This is a genomic window from Roseicella frigidaeris (genome assembly GCF_003258945.1).
Classification (GTDB): domain Bacteria; phylum Pseudomonadota; class Alphaproteobacteria; order Acetobacterales; family Acetobacteraceae; genus Paracraurococcus; species Paracraurococcus frigidaeris.
Genome location: NZ_QLIX01000005.1, coordinates 221,641 through 236,098, shown reverse-complemented (window position 1 = coordinate 236,098; position 14,458 = coordinate 221,641). Strand labels below are relative to the sequence as shown.

The window sequence follows — 14,458 nt, the reverse complement described above, 5'->3', positions numbered from 1 at the left end:
CCTTCCGGCTGCCTCCCTGCCGGCCGCCGCCTTGCCGGGCGATGCCGCGGCGGTCGCGCCGCCCCTCCTCCCGTGGCCGGCGCAGCCCGCCCCGGCCAAGGCTGCTTCCCCGGCCATCGCCGGCCCAGCCCCGGCCGCCGCCAGCCCCATCCCAGCCGGCGCCGGCCCGGCGGCAAAGCCGCAGCCAGGGCGCGGCCCTGCCGGCGACCCGGCTGCCGGCCGCGCCGCCGCGCCCCGGCCGGCCGCGGCGGCGGACGCCCCCACGGCGGCGGAGGCGCCCGCGCCCGCGCCGGCCGAGGCGGCGATCCCGCCGCATCCCGTGTCGGACGGGGTGGAGACCCGCGAGCGGCCGGCCGGCACGCCCTCGCATCCCGCCCCCAGCCCTGCCACGGCCCAGCCCGTCCCGGACGCGGCCTTCGCCCCGGCCGGGCCGGCGCCGACGGCCGCGCCGGCCGAGGCCGCGGCCCCGGTGGCCGCCCAGCCGCGCCCGGCCCTGCCGCCCGTGCGGCAACTCGCCCCGGTCGCCGTGGCGCTGGCCCTCGGGCCGGGGACGAGGCCGAGCCTGACGGTCGCCCTCGATCCGGAGGCGCTGGGACGGGTCGAGATCCGCATCGCCCGCGAGGCGGGCAGCGAGGCCGCCGCCATCCAGGTCGTGGCGGAACGGCCGGAGACCCTTGCCCTGCTGCAACGGGATGCCCGTGAGCTCGACCGGGCGCTCGGCCAGGCCGGGATCACCCTCGCCGAGGGCGGCCTGCGCTTCGACCTCGCCGGCGGCGATGCCTCCGCCGGCGGGCGCGGCGAGGAGCGGCGCCCCTCCGGCGGCCAGGCCCAGGCGGCGCCGGATGCCGGCCCGGACGCCCCCATGCCCGCGGCCGGCGCCGCGCCGCGCCCGCTCTCCCTCACCCTTCTCGACATCGCCGTCTGACAGGAGCCCGCCATGACCAGCGCCATCTCCGGCACCAGCAGCAGCCAATCGGCCGGCACCGGCAGCAAGGCCGGCGCCGCCGCCACCAGCCTCGGGGCGAATTTCGACACCTTCCTGACGTTGCTGACGACGCAGTTGAAGAACCAGGACCCGACCAAGGCCATGGACACGAGCGAGATGACCAACCAGCTCGTGCAATTCGCCGCGGTCGAGCAGCAGATCAGCATGAACGGCAACCTGGAGAAGCTGATCTCCCTGCAGCAGGCGGCGCAGCTCACCGCCGCGGCGCCGCTGATGGGCAAGCAGGTGGAGGTGGAGAGCGACAAGCTCGCCCTGCAGGACGGCGTCGGCCGGCTGCGCCTGCCGGCCGCGGGGGCGGCGACGGGGGCGATCGTCACCGTCACCGATGCCAATGGCCGGACGCTGCGGACGCAGGATGTCACGCTCGGCAGCAACGCGACCGAGTGGCAATGGGATGGCCGCGACGGCAACGGCAACACGCTCGCCGACGGCGCCTATGCTTATAGCGTCGCCGGCTACGACGCGACCGGCGCCTCGCAGGCGGTGAGCGCCACCGTGCTGGCCCGGGCGACGGCGGCGGAGCGGCAGTCCGGCGGCGACCTGAAGCTGGTGCTGGGCGGCCTCACCGTCGGCTTCGACGCGGTGCGGAGCGTCGGGGGCGAATGATGGGTCGTGCACGATATACCAACCCGCGGCCCGCGGGGCCGAGCGCCCGGATGGGCGCCGCGCGACCGTGAACCCTGCGCGCGCCTGGCATGAGCCGGGCGCTGCGTCCTACCGGAAGCCCGGCAGCGCGGGCGGGCCGCCGAGATCGGCGGCCTGCGGCGGGGCCGGGGCGGGCCTGGCCGGGGCCGGCGCGGCGGCCGGCGTCGAGGGCGGCGCCGCGAGCGGCGGCGCATCGCTGGTGGTGGGGGGGGCCTGCAGGGCGTTGGAGACCACGGTCTTCACCCCGCCCGCCGCCTCGTTCGCCGCCACATAGGCGATGTCGCCCCAGAGCCGGTTCAGCCGTCCGGCCGGCAGCTCGTTCATCTGCACCACCCGGCCGAGCTCCTGGCCGTCGCGGCGGCTGACGATCCACTGGATCTCCACCCGCTCCACCCCCGGCGGCCCGGCCGGCACCACGGCGACATCCGCCTGCAGCCCGTAGCCGGCGCCCTCGGCCGTGTCCTGGACGACGAAGCCCTGATGGCCGAGCTGCTCGCGCATCCGCGCCGCGAGGGTGGCGTTGCCGTCGCCCGGCGCGCCCTGCACGCCGAGCATGTAGAGGCGTGGCGGGCCGGCGGTGAGGCTCTGCGGGTCGGTCGATTTCCGCCCGGCCTCGATCTGCAGCAGCATCTGGGTCAGCTTCGGCGCCGTCTCCTGCGCGATGCGCTCGAAGAGCGCGCGATCGGCATTGGCCCAGTCCCGCAGCGGCACCGTCTGGCCCTCCGTCGCCGCCTGCGGCTTGCGGTCGGCATCGAGCAGCCGGAAGCGCGGCCGCACCGTCCGGCCCTGGTTCTCCGCCGTCACCTCGACCAGCCAGTCGAGCGGCAGGGGGGTGGAGGTCGCCACCGCCGGCACGTCCTGCGCCTGCAAGGCCTTGGTGACGGCCTCGGCGAAGGCGCCCGCCTGCTCGTTGCTCAGCAGCGCCTGCGGCGGCGGCGGCACGGCGAGGCGCAGGGCGAGCGGGATGGCGAGCACCTGCGCCTGCGCCCCCGGCCGGCCGCGGAAAGGCTGCGGCAGATCGCCGCAGGCGGCGAGGAGGGCGGGCAGGGCGAGGGCGGCGAGGCCGAGGCCCCATCGCCGCCGATGCCGCGGTGCGGGGCGCCGTGCCCTAGAGGAAGACACAGGCCACCAGCATGGTCAGCAGCGTCAGCATCATGAACTGGATCAGATAGGGCATCGGTCAGGGGGCGAGGGCGATGGCGGAGAGCTGGTGGCCGATCGGCCCGCCGCCGGCCAGCGTCCGCCGCCGATGGCTGAAGAAGCGCGCCTCCTCGGCCAGGGTATCCACCCCCGCCGCCTCGGCCAGCGCGACGCCGGCCGCGGCGAGGCGATGGGCGCAGTAGCCGGGGAGGTCGAATTGCCAGCGATCCTCGCGCCGGCCCGGCGCCAGGAAGCGGGCATCCGCCGGGTCGCGCGCCAGCACCGCCGCGCGCAGCTCGGGGCCGACCTCGTAGCTCGCCTGTCCGATGCAGGGGCCGACGGCCGCCACCACCCGCGCCCGGGCGGCGCCGAGGCGCTCCATGGCCTCGAGCGTTGCCTCCAGCACCCCGGCGACGGCGCCGCGCCAGCCGGCATGCGCCGCGCCGATCACGCCCGCCGCCGGATCGGCGAAGAGCACCGGGGCGCAATCGGCGGTGACGATGCCGAGGCCGATGCCGGGGCGCCGGGTGACCAGGGCATCGGCCGCGGGACCCTCGCCCTCGCGCCAGCCCGCCGCATCCACCTCGGCGACGGCGATGCCATGCACCTGGGTCAGCCCATGCAGCGCCGCGCCCTCCAGCCCGAGGGCGCCGGCGGCGCGGCGGCGGTTCTCCCGCACCCGGGCGCGGTCGTCCTGGCCGGAGAGGGAGCAGTTCAGCGCCGCCCAGGGTCCCTCCGAGACGCCGCCGCGGCGGGTGAAGAAGCCGTGGCGAAGGCCCGTCACCGCGCCGAGGGCGGGTGTCGTCAGATACTCGGCATCGGTCATGGGGATTCGAAGCCCGGTGGGATGGGGAGGCCGGGATGGCACAGGCAGAGGGATTTGAACAAGCGTCCCATGCCCTCGGGCGCCAGCAGCCGCTCGGCGCCGGAGAGGATCCGGCCCGCCGCGCCCCGCTGCCCGCCGGCGGCGCGGGCGAGGATGGCGGCCCGCTGCGCCAGGCCGAGGCGTTGCAGGAACAGGCCCATGGGCAGCGGCCCATGCGCCGCGGCGCCGGCCCGCTTGCCGGCGGCGGCGAGCGCGGCGAAGGGCACATGCGCCGTCACGTCCACGGTGCCGGGCGGCGCCAGCGGATCGGCCCGGCCGTGCCCTGTCATGGCCTGCAGGCTGTCGCCGAGGCCCGGTTCGGCCGGGCCGTAGTCGAGGGCGAGCAGCGCGCCGCCCTGGTCGCGCAGCCGGGCGGCGAGGGCGGCGGCCAGCGCCTCGCCCGCCTCCGCCCATTCCGCGACCGCGCCCTCCGGCGCCGCGTCGGGCAGGCCGGGCCAAGCCGCCTCCGCCGGCCGTTCGACGAAACGGCCCTCGGCCACGTAGCGCTCCCGCCAGGCCTCGCCGCGGCGGATGAATTGCCGGATCGGCAGGGCGTCGAAGAACTCGTTGGCGAGGAGGATCGCCGGGCCGGCGGGCAGGCTGGCGGCATCGGCGTGCCAGGCGGCGACGGCCGCGCCGAGGCGCTGCCGCTGCGCCTCGCGCAGCGCCGGCGACGCCTCGACGAGATGCAGCCTGAGCGCGGCGCGGAAGCCGGGGACCATGGCGGCGGCGCGCAGCGCATCCTGCATCAGCGTGCCGCGGCCGGGGCCGAGCTCGACCAGCAGCACCGGGTCGGGCGCTCCCATCTGCTGCCAGGTGACGGCCGCCCAGAGGCCGAGCACCTCGCCGAAGGCCTGCGAGATCTCGGGCGCGGTGATGAAGTCGCCGCCGCGGCCGAAGGGGTCGCGGGTGGCGTAATAGGCGGCGACGGCACGCGCCATGAAGCGGTCCAGCCGCTCCGGGGCCGCTGCCTCCCCGGCCCCGGCGGGGGCGCCGCTCAGGCCGCCACCCGCGGCGCGGGCGCCGGCCGCGCCCGCGCCATCAGCCAGAGCCCGGCCAGGATCATCGGCAGGCTGAGCAACTGGCCCATCGTCGCCCCGGCGAAGAGGAAGCCGAGGAAGGCATCGGGCTGGCGGAACAGCTCGCCGATGAGGCGGGCCACGCCGTAGCCGGCGAGGAAGGCGCCGGCGGTGAAGCCGCGCCGGGCCCGGATGGCGGGGCGCCAGACCAGGAATTGCAGGAGGGCGAAGAGCAACAGCCCCTCCATCCCCGCCTGATAGAGCTGGCTCGGATGCCGCGGCAGCGGCCCGCCGGTCGGGAAGACCATGCCCCAGGGCATGTCCGTCACCCGGCCCCAGAGCTCGCCATTCACGAAATTCGCCAGCCGCCCGAAGAACAGGCCGATCGGCACCACCGCGGTCACCCGGTCGGCGAAGGCGAGCAGGTCGAGCCGCTGCTGCCGGCAGAACAGGATCAGCGCCAGGATGACGCCGAGCGCCCCGCCATGGAAGCTCATCCCCCCCTGCCAGACCTGCAGGATATCCAGCGGATGCGCCAGGTAGTGGTCGAGCCGGTAGAACAGCACATAGCCGAGCCGGCCGCCGAGGATGACGCCGAGCGTCGCCCAGGTGACGAAGTCGTCCACCTGCTGGCGCGTCGCCGCCACCGGCGCCAGGGCGCAGAGCCGCCGCGCCAGGATCCAGCCCAGCACGATGCCGGTGATGTAGGCGAGGGCGTACCAGCGGATCGCGAGCGGCCCGATCTGCACCAGCACCGGGTCGATGACCGGGAAGGGGAGGGCGAGGAGCATCAGCGGTAGGGGTCCTCGGCCGCGAGGAAATCCTGCACCGTGCGGCGCACCCCCTCCTCGAGCGGCGTGGTCTGGGCGTTGAAGCCGGCGGCGCGCAGCCGCTCCAGCGGGGCCTCGGTGAAGTACTGGTACTTGCCGCGGAGATCGGCCGGCATGTCGACGAAGCGGATCTCGGGCGCCCGGCCGAGCGCCTCGAACATCGCCCGCACCAGGTCGAGGAAGCTGCGCGCCCGGCCGGAGCCGACATTGAACAGGCCCGAGACCGCTGGATTGTCGAGCAGCCAGAGCATCACCGCGACGCAGTCGTCCACATGCACGAAGTCGCGCATCTGCTGGCCATCGGCGATGTCGGGGCGGTCGGAGCGGAACAGCGTCGCCGCCTCGCCCCGCATCACCTGCTGGTACTTGTGGAACAGCACGCTGGCCATGCGGCCCTTATGCGCCTCGTTCGGGCCATAGACGTTGAAGAAGCGCAGCCCCGCCCATTGCGGCGGGCGCGGCGCGCCGCGCGCCAGCAGGTCGGCGACCCGCCGGTCGAAGGCGAGCTTCGACCAGCCATAGAGGTTGAGCGGCCGCAGCCTGGCCAGGGCCTCCGGCGCCGCGTCGTCCTCGAAGCCGAGGGCGCCGTCGCCATAGGTGGCGGCCGAGGAGGCGTAGATCAGCGGCACCCCCCGCTCGGCGCAGAGCGACCAGAGCCGCAGCGGCAGGGTGAGGTTGGTGGCGGCGACGAGGTCGCCATCCGTCTCGGTGGTGGCGCTGATGGCGCCCATGTGCAGCACCGCCCGGAGCGGCGGCGCCGCGGCCCAGAACGCCTCCAGCGCCTCCGGCGGCAGCAGGCCGGCGATGCGGTGCTTGGCGAGGTTGCGCCACTTGTCGCCGCTGCCGAGGCGGTCGATCACCATCACCTCCTCGCCCCGCGCCGCGAGGGCGGCGACGAGGTTGGAGCCGATGAAACCGGCCCCGCCGGTGACCAGATACATGGCGTGATCCCCGCTTGGCCCCCGAGAGGCATGACCTGAGAGGCACGGTCCGGGAGGGTTGGTCCCGGCCCGCCGGCGCTGCCCTGGGTCGGGCGCCGGGTCGCGCCGCGGGGTATAGGGCGCGAGTGCGCGACCTGTGAAGGGCGGCGGGCCGACGGGGCCCATGGATGAGGAGAGAGCGATGAGCGAGACGGGTGGCCGCCGGCGCGGCGGGCTTCTGGACGACCTGGCCGGGGTGGCGGGCGGTGCCTTCTCCGCCCTGGCCGGGGTGCGGGGCGAGGTGGAGGCGGCGGCCCGGGCGCAGGTCGACGCCATGGTGCAGCGGCTCGACCTGGTGAAGCGGGAGGATCTCGACGCGGCCATGGAGCTCGCCCGGCGGGCGCGCGAGGCGGCGGAGACGCTGGAGGCCCGGGTCGCGGCGCTCGAGGCGCGCCTGGCCGGCATGGCCTCGCCGCCGGCCGCGGCCGGCGCGCCGGCCCCGGTGGTCCCGCCCGCGGCGAGCGCGCCGCCGCCGGCCCCAGCGCCGGCCGCGGCCAGCCCCGCGGCGGCGGTGCCGGCCGAGGAGCGCACCGAGGCCTCGCCCTCCGGCCTGGGCGAGCCGCCGCGGCCGGATTGAGCCGACCGCGCCATGCCGTCCCGGCCCCGGATCGGGGGCCGGGGCGCATTGTGAAACGTTTGGATGCATCCCCGCCCTTGCGACGGCGTTTTGCACCCGCGTAGTCTATAGGTGGTGGTCGCTGCCGCCCGATTCACCCCAGACTCGGTATACCGGGATCTGGGTGGCGGGGACGCCATTCCGCCAACGACAGAGGAGGTGCCGCGATGTCCGGTCTTCAGGCCCGCGTGCGCGAGCGTGCGACCAACCCCCTCGACGTGCTTGAGCAGATCGTCACCGCCAATGAGTGGGCCTTCGAGCGCCGCTCGGATGGCGAGATGGCGGCCGAGGCTCCGGGCAAGTGGTGCGATTACGGGCTGTTCTTCTCCTGGTCGCCGGAGATCAGCGCCATGCACTTCTCCTGCGCCTTCGACATGAAGGTGCCGCCCGAGGGGCGGGCGAAGCTGTTCGAGCTGCTCGCCCTGGCCAACGAGAAGCTCTGGATCGGCCATTTCGGCCTCGAGTCGGAGGAGGGGGTGCCGGTCTTCCGCCACTCCGTCCTGCTGCGCGGGGCGCCCAGCGCCTCGGCCGAATCGCTGGAGGACATGGTCGACATCGCCATCACCGAATGCGAGCGCTTCTTCCCGGCCTTCCAGTTCGTCCTCTGGGGCGGCAAGGCGCCGGGGGATGCGCTGCAGGCGGCGATGCTCGACTGCGTCGGCGAGGCCTGAGCCGGCCCATGCAGGATCAGCCCCCCGAGGAGATGCGGGCCGTGGGCCGCCTGCCGGGCGGGCTGGAACTGGAGATCCGGCACCGCCGCGCCACCGGCGCGGCGGGGGCCGAGCAGATCGCCGTCAGCCTCACCGCCCCGCAGGGCTTCGAGGCCTGGGCGCGGCTGCTGGAGGCCTCCAACCCGATGCTCGCCCCGATGCAGTTCTGGGCGCGCTGTGCCGAGGCGGCCTGGGCCCCCTGGCTGGCGCTGATGGGCCTCGCCCCGTCGCGGCTGCCCGGGACCGACCGGCGGCGCTGAGCCGCCGGGGCGGGGAGGGGCCGGCGGCCCTCCCCGGTATCGGCTTGGCGGCTCAGCGCCGCCGCAGCTGCCCCACATCGCGCACCGCGCCGCGCGCGGCGCTGGTGGTGAGCGCCGCATAGGCCTTGAGGGCGGTCGAGACCACGCGGTTGCGGCCGAGCGGCTGCCAGGCCTCGGCGCCGCGCGCCTCCATCGCCGCCCGGCGCCGGGCCAGCTCCTCATCCGCCACGGCGAGGTGGATGCGGCGGCCGGGGATGTCGATCTCGATCCGGTCGCCCTCCTCGACCAGCCCGACCAGCCCGCCCTCCGCCGCTTCCGGCGAGAGATGGCCGATCGACAGGCCGGAGGAGCCGCCGGAGAAGCGTCCGTCGGTGACCAGGGCGCAGGCCTTCCCGAGCCCGACCGACTTCAGGTAGCTGGTCGGGTAGAGCATCTCCTGCATGCCCGGGCCGCCCTTCGGCCCCTCGTAGCGCACCAGCACCACGTCGCCCGCCTGCACCTTGCCGCCGAGGATGCCCTCGACCGCCGCCTCCTGGCTCTCGAAGACGCGGGCCGGGCCGGCGAAGACCAGGATGGAGGCATCCACCCCGGCGGTCTTCACGATGCAGCCCTCCTCGGCGAGGTTGCCGTAGAGCACGGCGAGGCCGCCATCCTTCGAGAAGGCGTGCTCCATGTCGCGGATCACGCCCTGGGCGCGGTCGAGGTCGAGGCTCTCCCAGCGCGCCGCCTGGCTGAAGGCGACGGTGGTCGGGATGCCGCCGGGCGCGGCGCGGAAGAAGCGCTGCACCGCCTCGGTCGGGTTGCGGCGGACATCCCATTCCGCCAGCGCCTCGGCCAGGCTCGGGGCGTCGATGCGGGAGACCGAGGTGTCGATCAGCCCGGCGCGGTCGAGCTCGCCCAGGATGCCCATGATGCCGCCGGCATGGTGGACATCCTCGACATGCACGTTCTGCACCGAGGGCGCGACCTTGCAGAGCACCGGCACGCGGCGCGAGAGGCGGTCGATATCGGCCATGGCGAAGGGCACCTCGCCCTCCTGCGCCGCCGCCAGCAGGTGCAGCACCGTGTTGGTCGAGCCGCCCATGGCGATGTCGAGCGTCATCGCATTCTCGAAGGCCGCGACGGTCGCGATGGAGCGCGGCAGGACGGAGGCGTCGTCCGTCTCGTAATGCCGGCGGGTGATCTCGACGATGCGCCGCCCGGCCTCGAGGAACAGCCGCTCGCGGTCGGCATGCGTCGCCACCACGGTGCCGTTGCCCGGCAGGGCGAGGCCGAGCGCCTCGGTCAGGCAGTTCATCGAATTGGCGGTGAACATGCCGGAGCAGGAGCCGCAGGTCGGGCAGGCCGAGCGCTCGATCACCTGCACCTCGGCATCGGTGACGCTGCTGTCGGCGGCGGTGATCATGGCGTCGATCAGGTCGACGCTGCGCTTCTGGCCGCGATGCACGACCTTGCCGGCCTCCATCGGCCCGCCGGAGACGAAGACGGTCGGGATGTTGAGCCGCATCGCGGCCATCAGCATGCCCGGGGTGATCTTGTCGCAATTGGAGATGCAGACCAGCGCATCGGCGCAATGCGCATTGACCATGTATTCCACGGCATCGGCGATCAGCTCGCGCGAGGGCAGGCTGTAGAGCATGCCGTCATGCCCCATGGCGATGCCGTCATCCACCGCGATGGTGTTGAACTCCTTGGCGACGCCGCCGGCCTTCTCGATCTCCCGCGCCACCAGCTGGCCAAGGTCCTTCAGATGGACATGGCCGGGGACGAACTGGGTGAAGGAATTGGCGATGGCGATGATCGGCTTGCCGAAATCGCCGTCCTTCATCCCCGTCGCGCGCCAGAGGCCGCGGGCGCCGGCCATGTTGCGGCCATGGGTGGTGGTGCGGGAGCGGTATGCGGGCATTGCGCGGCGGTCCTTGGGTCCTGCCTGGGCCCGGTCCGGGAGCGCGGCCGGCCGGGGACGGCATGTCCTTGCCCGGGCGCGGCGCCGGGGCGGCGGCTGCTCTAGCCCCTGCCGCAGGCGGCGTCCATGCGCCTCCCCGGGGGCCTTCGGACCCTGCCGGGCGCGTCCCGCCGCGCCGCCCATTGCGCCGCGGCCGCCGCCGGGCGAGGGTCCGCGCATGACCGAGACATCCCTGCCCCCCCTTCTCCTCGTCGGCTGCGGCAAGATGGGCGGCGCCATGCTCGCCGGCTGGCTGGAGCGCGGCCTCGACGAGGCGGTGGTGGTCGAGCCGCATGCCGCGGCCGTCGCGGGTTTCGCCGGCCGGGTGACGCGGGTGCCGGACCCGGCCTCGATCCCTGCCGGCTTCCGGCCCGGCGCCGTGGTGCTGGCGATCAAGCCGCAGGAGGCGGCGGCGACCCTGCCCGCCTTCGCCCGGCTGGCGGGGCCGGAGACCGTCTTCCTCTCGATCATGGCCGGACGCGCCATCGGCGGCATGCGGGCCGCCCTCGGCGGCGAGGCGGCGGTGATCCGCGCCATGCCGAACACCCCGGCCGCGGTGCGGCAGGGCTTCACCGTCGCCTGCCCGGGGCCTGGCGTGACCGCGGCGCAGCGGGCGCTGGCCGACCGGCTGCTCGGCGCCATCGGCGAGGTCGCCTGGGTGGAGGAGGAGGGGCTGATCGACCCGGTCACCGCCGTCTCCGGCGGCGGCCCGGCCTATGTCTTCCTGCTGGCCGAGCTGCTGGAGAAGGCGGCGGTGGAGCAGGGGCTGCCGGCCGATCTCGCCCGCCGCATGGCGCGGGCGACCGTCGCCGGCTCCGGCGCCCTGCTGGCGGCGAGCGCGGAGAGCAGCGCCCAGCTTCGGATCAACGTCACCAGCCCGAAGGGCACGACCGAGCGGGCGCTCGCCGTGCTGATGGCGCCCGAGGCCTGGCCGGCCGCCCTGTCGCGCGCCATCGCCGCGGCGACGGAACGCTCGCGCGAACTCGCCGGATGACCCCTTGGCGGGGCTGGCGCCGATCCCCCACCTTGCCGGCATGAGCGACCTCCCCGACCCGACCGACTCCCGCCTCGTCACCGGCCTCTGGCAGGTGGTGGCGGCCCATGGCTGGCAGGGGGTGACGCTGCGCCGCCTGGCCACCGCCACCGGCCTCGCCCCGGCGGCGATCCGCGCCCGCGCCCCCGACGGGCCGCGCGACCTGCTGGCGCTGCAGGCGCGTCTGCTCGACGAGGCTGTGGCGAGCGGCACCGTCCCCGGCCAGGGCGGCACGCCGCGCGACCGCGTCTTCGACGTGCTGATGCGGCGGATCGACGCCATGCAGCCCCACCGCGCCGGGCTGCTGCGCTTCCTGGCGGATCTGCGGGGCGATCCCGCCCTCGGCCTCTGCCTGCTGGCGGGGCTGCCGCGCTCCATGGCGCGGCTGCTGCAGGCGGCCGAGCTCGAATCGCACGGCCTGTCCGGGGCGCTCCGGGTGCAGGGGCTGGTCGGGGTCTGGCTGGCGACGCTGCGGGCCTGGCAGCGCGACGGCTCGGCCGATCTCGGCGCGACCATGGCGGCGCTCGACCGGGCGCTGGACCGGGCCGAGCAGGTGGCGCGGACGCTGCGCCTCGACCCGGGCGACCTGGCGACGGGCTGAGGGCCGCGGCGGCGCGGCGACTTGTTGCCGGGGCGGATTTACCACCCTTCGCGATCCCGCCCCGCCCTTATCCGTTTTAGGCTTCGGGCGCCGGTGTCATGCGGCGCCCGGTACCACGGCGGAGGACGACATGTCAGAGACCAGCGGCCAGAAGCCCGCGACCGACCTGATGCGCATGCTTTCCGAGTTTCGCCTGCCTGGCATGCCGGATGTGGAGGCGCTCGCCGCCGCCCAGCGCCGCAACCTCGAGGCCCTCTCCGCCGCCAACCGCGTGGCGCTCGAGGGCGCGCAGGCGGTGGCGCGGCGGCACATGGAGATCCTGCAGTCCTCGATGACCGAGATGACCGAGGCGATGAAGGCGCTCGGCACGCAGGAATCGCCGCAGGCCAAGGCGGCGCGCCAGGCCGAGATGCTGAAGGCGGCCTATGAGAAGGCGGTCGCCAACATGAAGGAAGTGGCCGACCTGATCCAGAAGTCGAACCAGGAGGCGCTCGCCCTGCTCAACAAGCGCTTCACCGAGGCCATGGACGAGGTGAAGGTCCTGATGGCCAAGAAGGGCTGACAGGCCCGGGCGCCGGGCGCGAACCTCCGGTTCGCCGGGCGTCGCGGCGTCAGCCGCGGGACCCATGCGGGGCCTCGGACCGGCCAGGACGGCCGGTCCGCGGATTTGGCGGGCGGCGCGCGCTCAGGCGCGCGTCGCCATGGCGAGCGGCGGCGCCTGCCGCGCCGCCAGCGGCCGCCCGGCCGCGCCATAGCCCGGCGCCGCCGAGCGCGGCAGGGCGGCGCCGGCGATGGTCTCGATCACCTGCGACTGGATGGCGATGGCGCGCTGCAACAGGCGCCGATTCTCCGCGCCCAGATGCTGCAGCCGGTCGGTCATCGCGGCCGCGTCCCGCCGCGAGTCGCCGGCCGCCGTGCTGCCGGTCCGCGCCGCGGCGGCGAAGGCGGCGGCGAAGGCATCCGTCGCCTGCGTCTTGGCGGTGGCGAGGCCGGCGGCGCGCGGCAGGTCGAGCGCGGCGAGCGCCTCGTTCTCCGCCCGCAGCGCCTCGGCGAGGCGCTGGCCGGCGGCGATCAGGGCTTCGATCATCAGGCTCATGGCGTGGTCTCCTGGCGGGAATCGGCCTGGCGTTGCAGCAGCTCGCGCAGCACCGCATCGGCGATGCCGAGGCCATGGCCGCTGCGCACCGCCTGCCTGGCGACGGCATCGACCAGCATCGGCCGCCATTGCGCCTCCGCCGCGCCGCCGCCGAAGGCGCCGCGGCTGGGCTCGGCGCTGGCGAAGAGCGGTTGCAGCAACTGGGCGAAGGCGTGGCTTTCGAAATCCTGCGCCGCCTGGCGCAGCTTCGCAGGGGCGGCAGCCAGCTCGGCGGGGGTGAGGGCGCGCATCACCGCAGCTCCATCCCGGCCTGCCGCGTAGCCCGGCGGCGCCGGGCGAAGCCTGGGTCATGGCGCTGCAGGCTCCGCATCACCGCAGCTCCATCTCGGCCTGCCGCGTAGCCCGGCGGCGCCGGGCGAAGCCTCGGTCATGGCGCTGCAGGTTCCGCATCACCGCAGCTCCATCTCGGCCTGCAGCGCGCCGGCGGCCTTCACCGCCTGCAGGATGGAGATCAGGTCGCGCGGCCCGACGCCGAGGGCGTTCAGCCCGCGCACCAGCTCCTGCAGGGTGACGCCGCCGCCGAGCGTGCCGACCCGGCGCTCCGCCTGGTCGTCCACCTCGATATTGGTGCGCGGCACCACCGTGGTCTGGCCGTTCGAGAGCGGCGCCGGCTGGCTCACCTGCGGCGTCTCGGTGATGCGGATGGTGAGGTTCCCCTGCGCCACCGCGACGGTCGAAACCCGGACATTGGCGCCCATGACGATGGTGCCGCTCGCCTCCTCGATGACGACGCGCGCCACCTGGTCCGGCTCGACGCGAAGCTGCTCGATCTCGCCGAGCAGGGCGAGCGGGTCGCGGCCGGCGAGGTTGAGGGCCACGGTGCGCGGATCGGTCGCGGTGGCGAGGCTGCCGCCGGTCGCCCGGTTGACCGCGGCGGCGATCCGCCGCGCCGTGGTGAGGTCGGGGTTGCGCAGCGCCAAGCGCAGGCTGTTGCGGCCGGCCAGCGCATAGGGGATCTCGCGCTCGACGATGGCGCCGGAGGCGATGCGGGCGCTGGTCGGCACGCCGCGCTGGACGCTGGCGCCGGCGCCGCGGGCGGAGACCGCGCCGGTCGCCACCGCGCCCTGGGCGACGGCATAGACCTCGCCATCGGCGCCGAGCAGCGGCGTGACCAGCAGCGTGCCGCCCTGCAGGTTGGTGGCGTCGCCGAGCGCCGAGACGGCGATGTCGATGCGGCTGCCCGGCCGGGCGAAGGCCGGCAGGTTGGCGGTGACCATGACCGCGGCGACGTTCTTGGTCTCGAGCTTGGCCTCGTTGTCCCGCGTGTTGACGCCGAGCCGCTCGAGCATGCCGATCAGGGTCTGGCGGGTGAAGATGGCGGTGCGCAGCCGGTCGCCGGTGCCGGCGAGGCCGACCACGAGGCCGTAGCCGACGAGCTGGTTGTCCCGCACGCCCTCGACATCGGCGATGTCCTTGATGCGGACCGGCTGGGCGGCGGCCGGAGGCGCCGGGAGGAGGAGCAGCAGCGCCATTGTGGCCGCCAGCGCCCAGGCGGTCTTCGCCCTTGCGAAAGCAATTTTGGCCACGCTGCTTCTCCACCCCCGGGCTTCGGGTCTCCGCGGCCGGCGAGGATCGCCGGATCGGAGGCTCGGCGGGGACAGGGCAACCGGCGTGCCAGGCTGGGCCAGGGGGTGCCGGGCAGGCTTTGCCGG

At 75.2% G+C, this 14,458-nt stretch carries 17 protein-coding genes; 8 read left to right on the top strand and 9 right to left on the bottom strand.

The window, feature by feature from the left end:
* Positions 1-319 precede the first annotated feature (319 nt).
* Both DOO78_RS28405 and DOO78_RS28400 read left to right on the top strand, forming a co-directional pair.
* On the top strand, positions 320-925 hold the full coding sequence (locus DOO78_RS28405) for a flagellar hook-length control protein FliK (protein ID WP_165838815.1): 606 nt from the start codon (positions 320-322) through the stop codon (positions 923-925).
* A 12-nt stretch (positions 926-937) separates the two neighbouring features.
* A complete protein-coding gene (locus DOO78_RS28400) occupies positions 938-1,612 on the top strand; it encodes a flagellar hook assembly protein FlgD (RefSeq protein WP_111469590.1) in 675 nt (224 codons plus the stop codon).
* A 108-nt stretch (positions 1,613-1,720) separates the two neighbouring features.
* On the opposite strand, the gene DOO78_RS09915 is transcribed toward DOO78_RS28400, so the two are convergent.
* Genes DOO78_RS09915 through rfaD form a run of 5 tightly spaced genes read right to left on the bottom strand, consistent with a single transcriptional unit; the run spans position 1,721 to position 6,446 of the window.
* Positions 1,721-2,773, bottom strand: coding sequence for a hypothetical protein (locus DOO78_RS09915; RefSeq protein WP_128080032.1), 1,053 nt, complete (start codon positions 2,771-2,773; stop codon positions 1,721-1,723).
* A gap of 58 nt (positions 2,774-2,831) precedes the next feature.
* Complete coding sequence (gene pgeF, locus DOO78_RS09910) at positions 2,832-3,617, bottom strand: peptidoglycan editing factor PgeF (RefSeq protein ID WP_111469588.1); 786 nt, start codon at positions 3,615-3,617, stop codon at positions 2,832-2,834.
* Complete coding sequence (locus DOO78_RS09905; RefSeq protein ID WP_111469587.1) at positions 3,614-4,597, bottom strand: SAM-dependent methyltransferase; 984 nt, start codon at positions 4,595-4,597, stop codon at positions 3,614-3,616. Before DOO78_RS09905 ends, pgeF begins: the two co-directional genes overlap by 4 nt.
* Positions 4,598-4,653: 56 nt before the next feature.
* Positions 4,654-5,466 (bottom strand): prolipoprotein diacylglyceryl transferase, encoded by an 813-nt coding sequence (gene lgt, locus DOO78_RS09900; protein WP_111469586.1) that lies wholly within the window; start codon positions 5,464-5,466, stop codon positions 4,654-4,656.
* Positions 5,466-6,446 (bottom strand): ADP-glyceromanno-heptose 6-epimerase, encoded by a 981-nt coding sequence (gene rfaD / locus DOO78_RS09895; protein WP_111469585.1) that lies wholly within the window; start codon positions 6,444-6,446, stop codon positions 5,466-5,468. Before rfaD ends, lgt begins: the two co-directional genes overlap by 1 nt.
* 181 nt (positions 6,447-6,627) lie before the next feature.
* Here rfaD and DOO78_RS09890 point away from each other — a divergent pair, with 181 nt between their 5' ends.
* From DOO78_RS09890 to DOO78_RS09880, 3 genes are all read left to right on the top strand, one after another.
* Complete coding sequence (locus DOO78_RS09890; protein WP_111469584.1) at positions 6,628-7,062, top strand: accessory factor UbiK family protein; 435 nt, start codon at positions 6,628-6,630, stop codon at positions 7,060-7,062.
* A gap of 206 nt (positions 7,063-7,268) precedes the next feature.
* Positions 7,269-7,772, top strand: coding sequence for a type III secretion system chaperone family protein (locus tag DOO78_RS09885; protein ID WP_111469583.1), 504 nt, complete (start codon positions 7,269-7,271; stop codon positions 7,770-7,772).
* Positions 7,773-7,780: 8 nt separating this feature from the next.
* Positions 7,781-8,071 carry a hypothetical protein gene (locus DOO78_RS09880; protein ID WP_111469582.1) on the top strand — a complete coding sequence of 97 codons (291 nt, stop codon included), beginning with the start codon at positions 7,781-7,783 and terminating at the stop codon, positions 8,069-8,071.
* Between the two features lie 52 nt (positions 8,072-8,123).
* On the opposite strand, the gene ilvD is transcribed toward DOO78_RS09880, so the two are convergent.
* Positions 8,124-9,977: a dihydroxy-acid dehydratase gene (ilvD, locus tag DOO78_RS09875; RefSeq protein WP_111469581.1), complete on the bottom strand. Its 1,854-nt coding sequence runs from the start codon at positions 9,975-9,977 to the stop codon at positions 8,124-8,126.
* A gap of 217 nt (positions 9,978-10,194) precedes the next feature.
* Between ilvD and proC the strand changes: the two genes are divergently transcribed.
* The 3 genes from proC to DOO78_RS09860 all read left to right on the top strand — a co-directional run bounded on the left by proC (position 10,195) and on the right by DOO78_RS09860 (position 12,212).
* Positions 10,195-11,010, top strand: a complete 816-nt coding sequence (gene proC, locus DOO78_RS09870) for a pyrroline-5-carboxylate reductase (RefSeq protein WP_111469580.1) — start codon at positions 10,195-10,197, stop codon at positions 11,008-11,010.
* Between the two features lie 40 nt (positions 11,011-11,050).
* Positions 11,051-11,650 carry a TetR family transcriptional regulator gene (locus DOO78_RS09865; RefSeq protein WP_111469659.1) on the top strand — a complete coding sequence of 200 codons (600 nt, stop codon included), beginning with the start codon at positions 11,051-11,053 and terminating at the stop codon, positions 11,648-11,650.
* A gap of 130 nt (positions 11,651-11,780) precedes the next feature.
* A complete protein-coding gene (locus tag DOO78_RS09860; protein ID WP_243634486.1) occupies positions 11,781-12,212 on the top strand; it encodes a phasin family protein in 432 nt (143 codons plus the stop codon).
* 123 nt (positions 12,213-12,335) lie between these two features.
* Here the strand turns inward: DOO78_RS09860 and DOO78_RS09855 are convergent, their stop codons facing one another.
* From DOO78_RS09855 to DOO78_RS09845, 3 genes are all read right to left on the bottom strand, one after another.
* Positions 12,336-12,746 (bottom strand): hypothetical protein, encoded by a 411-nt coding sequence (locus tag DOO78_RS09855; RefSeq protein ID WP_111469579.1) that lies wholly within the window; start codon positions 12,744-12,746, stop codon positions 12,336-12,338.
* On the bottom strand, positions 12,743-13,036 hold the full coding sequence (locus DOO78_RS09850) for a rod-binding protein (RefSeq protein WP_111469578.1): 294 nt from the start codon (positions 13,034-13,036) through the stop codon (positions 12,743-12,745). Before DOO78_RS09850 ends, DOO78_RS09855 begins: the two co-directional genes overlap by 4 nt.
* Before the next feature lie 159 nt (positions 13,037-13,195).
* Positions 13,196-14,278, bottom strand: coding sequence for a flagellar basal body P-ring protein FlgI (locus tag DOO78_RS09845; protein WP_111469577.1), 1,083 nt, complete (start codon positions 14,276-14,278; stop codon positions 13,196-13,198).
* Positions 14,279-14,458 lie beyond the last annotated feature (180 nt).